Below are 13,752 nucleotides of genomic sequence, written 5' to 3' on the forward strand. Positions count from 1 at the left end.
CTCAGCGGCGGCGGCGGCTCGCGGCCAGGCCGGCCGCGCCGATGCCCAGGATGAGCAGGGATGCCGGTTCCGGCACGCCGGCCGGGTCTTCGAGGGTGTCGATGCGCAGGGTATCGAGGCCGACGTAGTTCGAGGTCAGCTGGGAACCGGTATGGACGAAGCCAAGGCGTCCCATGCCGGCTTGCGCGGCGATGGTGAGGGTGTAGCGGGTCCATTCGCCCGGCGCAGTGGTATCGGCGCGCGCAATGAAATCCAGCGGGTCGACGCTGCCCTCGGTATAGCCGTAGACGACCATGTCGAAGAAACCGGGATCGATCGCGCCGCGCAGCCAGAAGCTGGCTACCGCGCCCTGCTCCAGCGAGAACAGGGGCGTGAACAGGCGGTTGTCGATGAAGCCGCCGTCAGCCGCGACATTGAAGTCGGAGGCGATGTAGGCGTTGGAATTCTCGTCGTCCTGGGCGCCGAACACGCCAAGGTTGCCCTGGACCCAGCCTGGGGCTTGGCCCGGTGGCTGGCTGGCGTTCTCGAACACCCAGCCCTGGCCCGGCAGGGCAGCCACGTTGTCGAAATTCTCCACGAGCAGGACATCGGCCTGTGCCGCACCCATGGCGAAAGCGCAGTAAACGGCCAGCATCAGCTTCTTCATCATTCGTTTCTCCCTCGATGTAATCATTCGATCCGTCTTAACCCCTGTGAATAAGCACAGAGCATGCCACTTCATCAAGTGTTTGATTTCGCAAGGAAATCTTTTCTTACTCAAGTGTAAATATTGACGTTCTGTAAAAGTTTTCGACATGCTTGCCGTCGCTATCACATCGCTGTGTCAGGCCGATGAATTCGCATCCGGTTAGCAAGATTTGACAAACATGGCCGAAAAGATCACTCCACAATGCCTCCACATCAGAGACGCCGGAACGTCCATCCCGAGACGAGGGCCGAAATGAACCACCACAATGTTTTGGAGAGAACATGAACAAGTTGATGGCAAGGCAGCAGTACAAGCGCACCGCGATCGCGGCCGGCGTCGCGGTATTCCTCATCGGCCTCGGCGGCCCGGTCAAGGCGCAGGAACAGGTCGAACCCCAGACCGTGGTGGTGACCGGCGTGCGCGCCGCCCTCGAGCAGTCGCTGCGCCAGAAGCGCAATGCCGACTCGGTGGTCGAGGTCGTCACCGCCGAGGACATCGGCAAGATGCCCGATAAAAACGTGGCCGACGCGATCCAGCGCCTGCCCGGCGTGAACACCCAGTCCTCGGCCGGCGGCGAAGGCGGCTTTGGCGAGAACGACCGCGTCAGCCTGCGCGGCACCAGCCCCAGCCTGCAGCAGACCATGTTCAACGGCCACGCGATCAGCACCGGCGACTGGTTCGTGCTGAACCAGATCGGCGGCAACGTCGGCCGCTCCAGCAGCTTCTCGCTGCTGCCCTCGGAACTGGTGGGCTCGATCGTGGTGCAGAAGTCGCCGACCGCCGACCTGGTCGAGGGCGGCGTTTCCGGCGCCATCAACGTCATCACCCGCCGCCCGCTCGACTTCCGCCAGCCGCTCACCGTGGAAGGCTCGATCCAGGCCAACTACAACGACCTCTCGGACAAGGCCGAGCCCCATGTCTCGGGCCTGGTCAGCTGGAAGAACGAAGCATCCACCTTCGGCGTGCTGCTGCAGGGCTTCTCGGAAAAGGCCAGCGTGCGCCGCGACGGCCAGGAAATCCTCGGCTACACCCCGATCAGCCCGACCAGCGCGGCGGTCGCCGCCAATCCTTCCCTGCGCGGCGTGGTGATCCCGACCTTCATCGGCGCGGCCCTGTTCGAGCAGACCAAGAAGCGCCAGGGCGGCGCCTTCGACGTCGAGCTGCGTCCGCAGCGCGGCACCAGCATCGACTTCAACGGCTTCTATTCGAAGCTCGAGGCCCCGCACCAGAACACCAACTGGCTGGCCGCCCCGGCCAACTCGATCAACAGCCTCGACCTGATCCCGCAGAATCCGGTCGTCAGGAACGGCACCCTGGTCGGCGCCGCCTTTACCCGCAACGCGGGCGAGGTCGACAACATCTATCGCCCGGACGCCGGCGGCGAATCCTGGTATCTCGACCTGAACGGGAAGCACAAGGTGAATGATCAGCTGACCCTGTCCGGCAAGGTCGGCAAGACCCATGGCGTGGGCTGGGACCGCGACGACGTCTACTACCAGAACAACGTCGACGGCGGCATGGTCTACGGCCTGAACGGCCTGTCGCCGGCCAATGTCAGCTACCCCGGCGGCAACACCGCCGCGCCGGGCAGCACCGCCTGGGCCGGTGGCGGCGAATCGCAGTCGGTCGACAAGGAAAAATATGCCCAGATCGACGGCGACTGGCGCGTGCAGGAAGGGCTGGTGTCCTCGATCCGCTTCGGTGCGCGCTGGACCGACCACAGCCGCACCGCCGAGCATCCGCTCGAGACCCGTCCCGGCGCCACCGGCTTCACGGCGCCCGGCCCGGCCTGGAATGGCCAGATGTACCCGGGCGACTTCGGCAAGGACCTGGGCGGCAACATCCTGAACAACTACTTCAAGTACGATGGCGCAGCCCTCGGCGCCTGGGGCGCGGTGCCGGGCAACCGCCTGCTCGACTACGTGGTGCGCCACAACTGGACCAACGAGTTCCAGGTGGGCGAGAAGACCGCGGCGCTGTACGCGATGGCGGACTTCGGCAGCGGCGACTGGAGCGGCAACATCGGCCTGCGCGCCATCGAGACGCGCCAGACCACCATCGTCAACCTGCCGGGCGGCCCCAACGCCATCACCGGTTCGGCGTTCGGCGCCTACACCCCGACCGAATTCAAGCGCACCTACCGCGACTACCTGCCGAGCGCCAACCTGAAGTACAACGTCTCGCCCGACCTGGTGCTGCGCACCGCGCTGGCCAAGACCATCGCCCGTCCGGATTATTCCGCGCTGGGCGGCTCGGTCTCGCTCAACGACGACGCCCTGAGCGGCAGCGGCGGCAACGTCAATCTCGACCCGGTGCGCTCGACCAACTTCGACATCGGCGCCGAGTGGTACTACGCGCCGAAGGCGCTGCTGTCGGCCGGCTTCTTCTACATGGACTTCCGCTCCATCGTGGCCCAGGGCACCAGCACGGGCACCTACTTCAACAACAAGCGCAACACCCAGACCCAGTACCAGATCACCTCGCCGTACAACACCACCGGCAGCAACAAGGGGATCGAACTGAGCTGGCAGCAGCCGTTGTGGAGCAACTTCGGCACCCTGGTGAACTACACCCATGCCGACGGCAAGCTCGACGACGGCGGCGAACTGCTGAACTCCTCGAAGAACACCTGGAACGTCACCGGCTACTTCGAGAACGAGCGCTTCTCGGCGCGCCTGGCCTACAACTACCGCTCGAAGTACAAGGCCGGCGTCGACCGCGGCGCCAGCCAGCACGTCGACAGCATGCCGTCGCTGGCGGCCTCGCTCAACGTCAAGCTGAACGAGCGCTTCACCCTGACCTTCGACGCGCTGAACCTGACCAACGAGACGATCAAGATGTACGCCGAGAACGAAGACCGCCCGCGCGCCTTCTACTCGAACGGCCGTACCTTCTACGTCGGCATCCGCGGCAAGCTGTAAATCCTGCAACACGGCGGGCGCTCCCTCGCGGGTGCGCCTGCCGCCGCGCGAGCACATATATGAGCCTCACTCCGGACCGACCCGCACACGGCCCGGCGATCGCGATCGCCTGGGAATGCATCAGCAACTTCACGCGCGACGACGCGTTCACGGCGCGCCTCGTGCTGCGCAACGATACACAGGAGGCGATCGCGCCCGGCTGGGCGATCGGCTTCAACACCTGCCGCAAGGTAGTCGCCAACAGCGTCAGTCCCGGCTACGCGATCGCCCACCTGAACGGCGACCTGTTCCGGCTGACGGCACAGGGCAGCGAACCCTGGCTGCCGGGCCAGGCGCACACGATCGACTACGAAGCCCTGCACTGGGCGATCAGCATCACCGACGCGCCGCTAGGCTTCTATCTCGAACCCGGCGACGGCGGCGCCCCCATCGACCTGGGCGACCCCGAGATCGCTCCCTTCGCCCGCCCCGAGCAACGCCACCGCATGCGCGGCGACCAGCTGCCGACCGCCGACGCGGCCTGGCGCTTCGAGCAGAATACCGTCCTGTCCCTGCTGCCGCAGGAAGCGGTCGGCCGCATCACCCCGCGTCCGGTCTCGGCCCGGTTCGACGGCGGCAGCTGCCGGCTGGGATGCAATGCGCCGCTCGGCTACGCTCGCGAACTGTCGAACGAAGCCTCACTGCTGGCCGCCATGCTGGGCGCGCTGCCCGGCGGCTCGGCCGCGATCCAGCTCGAGATCGCGGAAGTGGCGTTGGCGGGGGAGGAAGCCTACCTGCTCGAGATCGATGCGAACTGGGTGCGCATCGCCGGCGCCAGCGCCCACGGCGTCTTCAACGGCATCCAGAGCCTGTTCCAGCTGCTCTCCCCAAACGGCGAACTGCCGACGGGGCGCGTGCTGGATGCGCCGCGCTTCGGCTACCGCGGCATGATGCTGGATGTGGCGCGCCACTTCGCCGGCGTGACGACGGTGCTGCGCCTGCTCGACTGCATGGCGAGCTATAAACTGAACCGCTTCCACTTCCACCTCACCGACGACGAGGGCTGGCGCCTGGCGATCGGCGCGCTGCCCGAGCTGACCGCGGTCGGCGCGCGTCGCGGCGTGACGCGCGATGGCGAAGCCTGCCTGCCGCCGTCCTTCGGTTCCGGCGCGGATACGGACGCTTCCGCCGGCAGCGGCTTCTATACGGCCGCCGAATTCATCACCATCCTGCGCCATGCGCATGCGCGCCACATCGAGGTCATCCCCGAATTCAATATGCCGGGCCACGCGCGCGCCGCCGTGGTGGCGATGCGCGAACGCCAGCGCCGCCTGCAGGCTGCCGGCGACGTGGCAGGCGCCGAAGAATACCTGTTGAGCGACCCCGAGGACACGTCCAGCTACGAGTCGGTGCAGCTATGGCACGACAACGTGATCTGCATCGCCCTGCCGTCGGTGGACCGCTTCATCGACACCGTGGTCGGCGAAGTCTGCATGCTGTACCGCGAAGCCGGCGTGCCGCTGCGCGTGATCCACACCGGCGGCGACGAAGTGCCCCTCGGCGCCTGGCTCGGTTCGCCGCGCTGCCGCGCGCTGATGGAAGAGCAGGGCTGGGACGTGCAGGCCCTGCACGACGATTTCATCGCGCGCTGCCGCGCGATCCTGGCGCGCCACGGCGTGGCCTTCGCCGGCTGGGACGAGACGGCCTTGCTGCGTGAGGGGGACAGGATGCTGCCGAATCCGCGCTTCGCCGGCCCCGACTTCCACGTCTACTGCTGGAACAATGCCTGGGGCTCGGGCCAGGAAGACTGCGCCTACCGCCTGGCCAACGCCGGCTACGACGTGGTGCTGTCGAACGCCGCCAACCTGTACTTCGACCTGGCCTATGCCAAGCATCCGCAGGAGCCGGGCTATTACTGGGCCGGCTTCGTCGGCATGCGCAAGGCCTTCGACTTCTGCCCGCTGGACGTGGGCGCGATGCCCGACCTCGATCCGATGGGCCGCCTGCTGGACGGCGGCATCCTGCAGGCCCTGCAGCCGCTCGACGGGGCGGGGCGCGGCAGGGTGAAAGGCTTGCAGGGGCAGCTGTGGGGCGAGAACGCGCGCTCGCGCGCCAGGCTCGAATACCTGGCGCTGCCGCGCCTGATCGCCCTGGCCGAACGGGCCTGGGCCGCCGACCCGGGCTGGCAGGACGTCGCCGACCCGCAGGCGCGCGCCGCCCTGGCCCTGCGCGACTGGAACGAATTCGCCAACCGCCTCGGCCAGCGCGAGCTGCCGCGCCTGGACCGCGCGCCGCGGCCCTGGAACTACCGCCTGCCGCCGCCGGGCGCGGTGGTGCAGGGCGGCCTGCTGTGGGCCAACGTCGCCCTGCCGGGGCTGGCGGTGCATTACACTGTGGACGGCTCCGACCCCTCGGTGGACAGCCCGCGCCTGGCGGCGCCGGCGCCGCTGCACGGCGCGCGCGTCGTCAAGCTGGCCACCTTCGACACCCGTGGCCGGGCCGGCCGGATCGTCACCCTCAACGTGGAACAACCATGACCGCCATGAACGACCTGACCGGCGCCGCGGCGCTCGCGCCGAAGCGCCATCCCCTGGCCTGGGTGCCGACCCTGTATCTCGCGCAAGGCCTGCCCTTCTATGCAGTGGCCCTGGTGGCGGGCCTGATGTACAAGTCGATGGGCGTGCCCAACGAGCAGATCGCGCGCTGGACCGGCCTCCTTGGCCTGGCCTGGGTGTTCAAGGCGCTGTGGAGTCCCTTCCTGGAGCTGGCGCGCAGCAAGCGCGGGGTGGTGGTGTGCTTCCAGCTGGCGGGCGGCTGCGCCCTGGGGGCGATGGCGCTGGCGCTGCAGCTGCCGGCCTGGTTCGGGCTCTCGATCGCGCTGTTCGCGGTGGTGGCGCTGGCCTCCAGCACCCACGACATCTGCGCCGACGGCATCTATATCGCCAGCCTGAGCGAGCGCCAGCAGGCCGCCTACGCCGGCTGGCAGGGCGCCTTCTTCAATGCGGCGAAATTCCTGTCGATGGGTGGCCTGGTGATGCTGGCCGGTTACCTGGAAAACCGCATGGGGCCGGGCCCGGCCTGGGCCACGGTGTTCGGCCTGCTGGGCGCGCTGATGGCGGCCCTCGGCATCTACCACCTGTGGGCGCTGCCCGACATCCGCGGCAGCGCGCCGGTCGGCAGTGGCGTGAAAGGCGTGGCCGCGACCCTGCTTGATGTCATCCGCGACTTCTTCGCCAAGCCGGGCATCTGGATGGCGATCCTGTTCATCATCCTGTTCCGCGCCGGGGAAGGGCAGATCCAGACCATCGGCCCGCTGTTCCTGCGCGACGCGCGCGCGATCGGTGGGCTCGGCTTGACCACCGCCCAGGTGGGCGCCGTATATGGCACCGCCGGCACCATCGCCTTCCTGGCCGGCAGCATCGCGGGCGGCTACTTCACCGCGGCGCTGAGCCTGAAGCGCGCCATGCCCTGGCTGATCGTCGCCATGAACCTGCCCAACGCCGTGTTCTGGTACCTGAGCGTGGCGCAGCCGGAATCGCTCGGCGTGATCGCGGTGGGCCTGGGCGTGGAGATGTTCGGCTACGGCTTCGGCTTCGTCGGCGTGATCCTGTTCATCATGCAGGTGGTGGCGAGCGGGCGCTACCAGACCGCCCACTACGCGCTCGGCACCGGCTTCATGCAGCTCGGCTTCGTGCTGTTCAAGATGGTCAGCGGCGATATCCAGGGGCTGCTCGGCTACAAGCACTTCTTCCTGTGGGTGCTGGTGGCGGCGCTGCCGGTGCTGGTGCTGAGCCGCTTCGTGCGGCTCGAGGCGCCGGTCAGCGCTTCTTGATCGGCAGCGCCAGCCAACCGCGCCACTGCCCGTCCGGGCCGCGCTCGACGCGCTGGATGTGCGGGCGCGCGCTGTCGAAGCGCCACACGGCCTGCGCCTGGCGCTCGAGCCAGTCCTCGTACATCGAGCGAAAGCGCGGCCACTCGCCATGGAAGTCGAGGCAGGCGTAGGTCCCGGCCGGCAGCACGCGCAGGCCGAGATTGGCGTCGCCGGCGTCCAGCCCGTGGCCGGCGTCGAAGCCGAAGTCGTAGCAGTATTCGCGCTCGCCGGTGAAGCCCGGGTCCTCGTCGAACACCCCGTACCAGGGCGCGCCCGGCGGCACCTCGCCGCTTTTTTCACGCTCGCAGATGAAGCCGTTGCAGGCGATCGATAGCGCCGCCCCGGACTGGCCGAAGAAGCGCTGGTAGCGCAGGGTGACGGCAGGCAGCTGGCGCACCGCGATGCGCGCCGCGATGCTGCCCGGTTCCGGCGCGCAGTAGGGCGCCAGGATGGCCTCGACGTTGCTCGGCTCGGCCACGAAGAAACTGACGTCGCTCTCGCGCCCCACCTGCTGGTCCATGTAGGCGCGCCAGCCGCCTTCGCGCCAGGCCTTGGCCGACATCGCGAACTGCTGTTTGAAGGCCTTGGCGAAGGCCGCGTTGGAGGGAAAGCCGCAGTCCTGGGCGATGCGCCCGATCGGCACGTCGGGCTCGTGGCGCAACTGGTGGGCGGCGCGGCGCAGGCGCCGCTTGCGCTGGTATTCGACCGCCGAAAAGCCGGTCAGCTCGCGGAAGATGCGGTCGAAGTGGTAGCTCGAATAGCTGGCCGACGCGGCGAGGCCGCTCAGGGCCAGCGGGTCGCCGACCGAGTCCAGCATCAGGTCCATGACCTCGTACAGGCGCGACACGCGCGTCGGGATCCGGCTGTTCATGGCAAAGGTAAGGCGCTACGACGGGACATCGGCTCAGGGGGCTTGCTGTTGTTACAGCGATTATCCGGCAAGAAGGGGCCGGCGGCGCGCCAAGAAGGATGACGTGGCGAAAGATGTGCTGCTTGCGCAACACATGCATATCGCCACGGCGCCGTGTCAGGCGAGGTAGGGCTGGTACTCGACCCCCTTGGCGATCAAGGTGGCCACCGCCGCGCGGTTCTCGGGTCCTTCGCTGAAGGCCGCCAGCACGGTGGCGAGGTCGGCTCGTTTCTCGTCGAGCACCGCCAGCCAGAAATCGTAGCCGCCCTTCTCGGGCTCGCGGTCGAGGATGTTCTGGTACAGGCGGGTGACGATTTCCGCATTGCTCGGACTGGCGCCGTAGGTCTCCTTGAATTCCGGCGAGCGGGTGAAGCCTTCCGACACCGCCTGCAGCGTGACGCCGCGGTCGAGCATCGCGATCCAGAAGCCGAGGCCGTCCTGATCCGGTTCGCGGTCGAAGGCGGCGCGGTAGAGGCGGTAGGCCTGGCCGGCATTGCCGTTTGCCGTGTCGAGGGCGACCGCGCCGTCGGCGAAGACCAGGCGCTCGACGCCGTTCAGGCGGTCCTTGCCGTCGCCGCCGCCCGCGCGCAGGTCGGAGACCAGCAGGTCCTGGGTCTGGCTGCGGGCCTGCAGGGTGTACTGGCTGCGCATGCCGCTGAAGATCGCGGTGTCGATGCCGGCCCCGCCGTGCAGCAGGTCGTTGCCGCCGTTGCCGACCAGCGTGTCGTTGCCGTCTTCGCCATATAGCGCGTCGGCCTGCGCGCCGCCTTCCAGGCGCTGCTGTCCCGCGCCGCCGTGCACTTCCGCCGGTATGCTCTGGGGAAGGTCGCCCGGCAGGTAGCCGTAGCGAAAGTTGGCGGCCGTGAGCGTGTCCTTCGCCACGTTCTGCAGCAGCACCAGGTCTTGCCAGTCGCCCGCGCCGTTGGCGCCGTCGCGGTCGACCCGCACCACGGTGTCCGCGCCGCGCTGTTCGAGCGCCACATAGCCGGCGGCGAACGGCGACTGCTGCTGCCAGCCGAGGCTCTCGAAGATGTCGAGCATGTCGCCGCCGGCGCCGGCCTGGAAATCCTCGATGCGCAGCCGGTCCGCGTACCCGAGCGCGAACAACTCGAAGGTGTCGCTGCCGGCGCCGCCGCGCATCGATACCGTCACGTCCGGATACTGGCCGGCGTCGACCCGGATACGGTCGTTGCCGTCGCCGCCGTCCAGCACCACCTGGTAGCTCGGCAGGTTCTCCGTCCACCAGCCCGGGCTATTGAGGATCAGCAGGTCGTTGCCGGCGCCGCCCAGCAGGGTATCGGCGCCCGAGGAACTCACCAGGGTGTCGTTGCCGGCGCCGCCGTCGAGCACGTCGGCGCCGCCATAGCCGGACGGCCAGGGCCGGCCGTAGGGGTCGAGCGGGATGACGCCGAGCAGGTCGCCGTCGAGATGATCGTCGCCGTCGCCGCCCTCCAGGCGGTCGCTGCCCATCGAGCCCGCCAGCACGTCGTTGCCGCCGCCGCCGCGGATGATGTCGTCGAGCCAGCTGCCGGTGAAGGTATCGGGACCGCCGCTCCCTTCGAAGAGCAGGCCGGCATCGCTGCCGTTCGGATTGAAGTTGTAGGTGAAGTTCGCGGGCGTCAGCGCATCCTTGCTGACGTTGCGCAGGACCAGCACGTCCTGCCAGGCGCCACCACCGGAGGCGCTCGTCTGCAGCACGGCGTCGGCGCCGCGCTGGAGCATCTGCATGCCGCCGCCCGGTGCGAAGGGGTTGCCGGCGCTGGGCGTGACCATGTTGATCAGGTTGATCACGTCACCGCCGGCGCCGGTGGCGAAATCGGTGATCGTCACCGTTGCGCCCGGCGACGCCATGTAGGGAACGAAGGTGTCGATGCCGGCGCCGCCGGTCAGCAGCAGGGCGCCGCTCAGGTTGCCGCCGACGAAGATGTCGAAGGTGTCCGCGCCTGCGCCGCCATCGAACAGGCCGCTGCCGCTGACGCTCAGCTTGTCGTCGCCGGCCTCGCCGTAGGCCTGGGTGTTGCCGCTGCCGGCAACCGAGAGGGTATCGTTGCCGTCGCCGCCGCGCAGGATGTTGTTGCCGTAATCGCCGGCCAGGGTGTCGTCGCCGGCGCCCCCGAGCAGTTCGTCGTCGCCCAGCTCGCCGTACAGGATGTCGTTGCCGGCGCCGCCGTCCAGGCGGTCGTTGCCCCGGCCGCCATGCAGGACGTCGTTGCCGCCTTCGCCGTAGAGCTGGTCGTTGCCGTCGTTGCCGTACAGGTCATCGTTGCCCTCGCCGCCGCGCAGCACGTCGTCGAAGGCGGCGCCTTCGAGGCGGTCGGATCCGGTGGTGCCGGCCAGGGTCAGGCCGGTGGTGCTGCCGTCCGGGCGCATGCCGTCGGGGAAATTGGCGCTTGTGAAGTCCCCGACGCGCACGTTCTCCAGCACCACCCGGGTCGCCCAGCCTTGCGATCCTGCCGTGCCGTCCGGATCGACCTGGAACAGCACGTTGGCGCCGTCCTGCACCAGGCGCGCGCGGCCGGAAGCGCCGAAGGGATTGGCGCTGCGGTCGCCGTTCACGAAGCTGAACACGTCCAGCACGTCGCCGCCGGCGCCGGTCTGGAAATCGGTGATGGTGAGCAGGGACAGGCCGCTGCTGCCGCCGAACGCGTAGGTGTCGATGCCGGCGCCGCCGGTGGCCCGGATCGGTCGGCCTTCGTCGAAGCCGGCGCGGTACCACAGGTGGTCGTTGCCGGCGCCCAGGTCGACGACGATCAGGCCGCGGTTGTCCCCGGCGGCATCGGCTTCGATCACCACCCTGTCGTTGCCGGCGCCGCCCAGGATGGCCTTGACCGGGCCGCCCGCGGTGATGCCGTCGTCGCCGTCGCCGCCGTCGAGCGTGGTGCCGGCCGGGCGTTCATGCCTGGCGCGATTGCTGGTCAGGACGTCGTCGCCGGCGCCGCCGCTCAGGTAGTCGTCGCCCTCCACGTCTTCCAGGAAGTCGCTGCCGTCGCCGCCCTCGAGCCGGTCGTTGCCGGTCCCGCCGGCGAGCCAGTCGTCGCCGCTGTCGCCGTACAGCAGGTCGTCGCCCTCGCCACCGTCGATGGTGTCGGCGCCGGCGCCGCCATGCGCGAGATCGTTGCCGGGGCCGCCGCGGATGGTGTCGCCGATGCCGATGACGCTTTCGTCGCCGCCGTACAGCTTGTCGTCGCCGGCGCCGCCGTCGATGGTGTCGGCGCCGTCGCCGCCGTCGATGGTGTCGTCGAGCACCGCACCCGCCAGGATATCGGCGCCGGGCGTGCCGCGCAGGTCCATTCCGCGGGTCGAGCCGGTCGGGTCGAAGCCGCCGGCAAACGATGCGCCCGACAGCGCGGACAGTTGCAGGTTGTCGAGTTTGGCTACCAGTTCGAAGCCCCAGGCGGCGCCGGCGGCGCCGTCGCGGTCCAGCTGGATCCAGACCTGGGAACCCTGCTGCACCGCCTGCAGGTAGCCGAGGGCGCCGAAGGGATTGCTGGCGATCGTGCCGGCCACGTACAGGTCGAGCAGGGGCCGCAGGTCGAGCCGGTCGCCCTCGGCGAAGTCGAGGATCGTGAGGTCGGTCGGCATGCGCACGACGAAGGTGTCGGCCCCGGCGCCGCCGGACGCCACTACCCTGACCGGGCGGGCGATGTAGGAAATGGTCAGGATGTCGGCGCCCTCGCCGCCCGACATGGTCACGGTATTGCTGCCGTCGCCGTTGTAGGTCAGGACGAGCCGGTCGTTGCCCTCGCCGCCAGACATGCTGCCGCCTGCGCCGTCCAGGAAGTCGTTGCCGGCGCCGCCTTCCATGACGCTGCCGCCATGCAGGGTGTCGTCTCCGTCGCCGCCGCGCAGCGTGTCGATGCCGTCGCCGCCGCGCAGTGTATCGTTGCCGGCGCCGCCGTCGAGCAGGTCGCTGCCGGGGCCGCCTTCCAGCGCATCGTCGCCGCCCAGGCCGAGCAGGGTGTCGTCGAGCGGACCGCCCACGAGAATGTCCTGGTCCTCGGTGCCGCGGATGGTCAGGCCGACGGTGCCGCCGCGCGGATCGATGCCGCCCGCGAAGTTGGCGGCGCCGAGCTGGTCCGGCTGCACGCCCGCAAGCAGCAGCAGGGTGTCGTAGCTGGACGGCTCGCCCTGCCGGCGCAATTGCAGCAGGGTGTCGGCACCGGAAGCCAGCAGCCGCAGGGCGCCGCTGGAGAACGGGTTGACGCCCGCCTGCACCCCTGACAGCGACGACACGTCGAGCACGTCGCCGCCTGCGCCGGTCGTGAAGTCGCCGACGGTCACGCCGTTGGCGTTCGGCTGGCCGAAGGTGGACAGGACGAAGGTGTCGGCGCCGCTCCCGCCCGTGATCGTGGCGCTCGCCGGCACCACGCTGTAGAAGGTGAGCCGGAACGTGTCCTTGCCGTCGCCGCCGCTGACCGTGGTCGGGCCCGCGCCCAGCACCATGAACCGGATCTCGAACAGGTCGTCGCCGTTGCCGCCGCTGTAGGCGATACCGTTCTGGCCGTACAGCCTGTCGTTGCCGTTGCCGCCATCGAGGATGCCGGTGCTGCCGATGTCGGCAATCAGGCCGTCGTCGCCCTCGCCCCCGATCAGGATGTTGTGACCGGTGCCGCCATACAGGCCGTCGTTGCCGGCGCCGCCCTCGAGCTGATCGTCTCCGTCGCCGCCCTGCAGGCTGTCGTTGCCGTCGCCACCGTAGAGCCGGTCGTTGCCGTCCTGGCCCCACAGGCGGTCGTTGCCGGACTCGCCGTAGAGGCTGTCGTTGCCGGCGCCGCCATCCAGGACGTCGTCGGCGCTGACGTACGGCGCCGCCGGCTCGCTGCCGCCACGCAGGATGTCGTCGCCGCCATAGCCCGTGATCGTATCGCCGCCGCCCAGGCCGTCGATGGTGTCGTCCAGGTCGCTGCCGTGCAGGAAGTCGTCGTTCGCGGTGCCGCTGAGGTTCAACGCTTCCGGACTGCGCCCGGACTGGAAGTCGAGGTAGAGGGCCTGGCCGTTGTTGAGGGGATTGCCGGCCAGGTCGGTGACCGCGTTCGCGCTGATCGAGATGGTGTAGCGCTCCACGAAGGCCAGGCGCTGCGGCGGGTCGAAGGTGATGGTATTGCCCGATACCGTGACGTAGGGACTGCCCGCCAGCGTTTCCGTATAGGACGCGCCGCGGCTGGTGTACAGCGAGATGGTGCCTGCGCCCAGCTTGACGGCTTCGTCGAAGGTGAACACCAGCGGGGCATCGACGCCCTGGCCGTCGCGCGGCTGGCCGGTCAGGACCGGGCCGGTGGTATCGGCGGCTGCGGCGCTGCCGGACATGGTGTCCCGCAACAGGGACTGGGATGGATGGTCGGACATGGCGGGGGCGTCGGGAATTCAAAGATCGTCAAGACAT

Annotated in this window: 6 protein-coding genes; 3 read left to right on the forward strand and 3 right to left on the reverse strand. The window is 69.0% G+C overall.

The window, feature by feature from the left end; genetic code table 11:
* Position 1 precedes the first annotated feature (1 nt).
* Positions 2 to 649, reverse strand: a complete 648-nt coding sequence (locus LQ564_RS12900; protein WP_231058497.1) for a choice-of-anchor J family PEP-CTERM protein — start codon at positions 647 to 649, stop codon at positions 2 to 4.
* Positions 650 to 969: 320 nt separating this feature from the next.
* On the opposite strand from LQ564_RS12900, the gene LQ564_RS12905 reads away from it, so the two are divergent.
* The 3 genes from LQ564_RS12905 to LQ564_RS12915 are packed head-to-tail and all read left to right on the forward strand — an operon-like array spanning position 970 to position 7,420.
* Positions 970 to 3,609 carry a TonB-dependent receptor gene (locus LQ564_RS12905; RefSeq protein WP_231058498.1) on the forward strand — a complete coding sequence of 880 codons (2,640 nt, stop codon included), beginning with the start codon at positions 970 to 972 and terminating at the stop codon, positions 3,607 to 3,609.
* Positions 3,610 to 3,668: 59 nt separating this feature from the next.
* Positions 3,669 to 6,125, forward strand: coding sequence for a family 20 glycosylhydrolase (locus LQ564_RS12910; RefSeq protein WP_231058499.1), 2,457 nt, complete (start codon positions 3,669 to 3,671; stop codon positions 6,123 to 6,125).
* Complete coding sequence (locus LQ564_RS12915; RefSeq protein WP_231058500.1) at positions 6,122 to 7,420, forward strand: MFS transporter; 1,299 nt, start codon at positions 6,122 to 6,124, stop codon at positions 7,418 to 7,420. Before LQ564_RS12910 ends, LQ564_RS12915 begins: the two co-directional genes overlap by 4 nt.
* On the opposite strand, the gene LQ564_RS12920 is transcribed toward LQ564_RS12915, so the two are convergent.
* Together LQ564_RS12920 and LQ564_RS12925 are read right to left on the reverse strand one after the other, a co-directional pair.
* On the reverse strand, positions 7,407 to 8,330 hold the full coding sequence (locus LQ564_RS12920) for a helix-turn-helix domain-containing protein (RefSeq protein WP_231058501.1): 924 nt from the start codon (positions 8,328 to 8,330) through the stop codon (positions 7,407 to 7,409). The genes LQ564_RS12915 and LQ564_RS12920 overlap by 14 nt on opposite strands.
* Before the next feature lie 156 nt (positions 8,331 to 8,486).
* The gene (locus tag LQ564_RS12925; RefSeq protein WP_231058502.1) at positions 8,487 to 13,715 is read right to left on the reverse strand and encodes a DUF4214 domain-containing protein; all 5,229 of its coding nucleotides are present in this window, start codon (positions 13,713 to 13,715) and stop codon (positions 8,487 to 8,489) included.
* Positions 13,716 to 13,752 lie beyond the last annotated feature (37 nt).

Source organism: Massilia phyllostachyos (genome assembly GCF_021044825.1).
Taxonomy (GTDB): Bacteria; Pseudomonadota; Gammaproteobacteria; order Burkholderiales; family Burkholderiaceae_D; genus Telluria; species Telluria phyllostachyos.

Coding starts and splice junctions, on each gene's coding strand:
- LQ564_RS12910 (WP_231058499.1), top strand. CDS start 3,669: ATGAGCCTCACTCCGGACCGACCCGCACACGGCCCGGCGATCGCGATC.
- LQ564_RS12915 (WP_231058500.1), top strand. CDS start 6,122: ATGACCGCCATGAACGACCTGACCGGCGCCGCGGCGCTCGCGCCGAAG.
- LQ564_RS12900 (WP_231058497.1), bottom strand. CDS start 649: ATGATGAAGAAGCTGATGCTGGCCGTTTACTGCGCTTTCGCCATGGGT.
- LQ564_RS12920 (WP_231058501.1), bottom strand. CDS start 8,330: ATGAACAGCCGGATCCCGACGCGCGTGTCGCGCCTGTACGAGGTCATG.
- LQ564_RS12905 (WP_231058498.1), top strand. CDS start 970: ATGAACAAGTTGATGGCAAGGCAGCAGTACAAGCGCACCGCGATCGCG.
- LQ564_RS12925 (WP_231058502.1), bottom strand. CDS start 13,715: ATGTCCGACCATCCATCCCAGTCCCTGTTGCGGGACACCATGTCCGGC.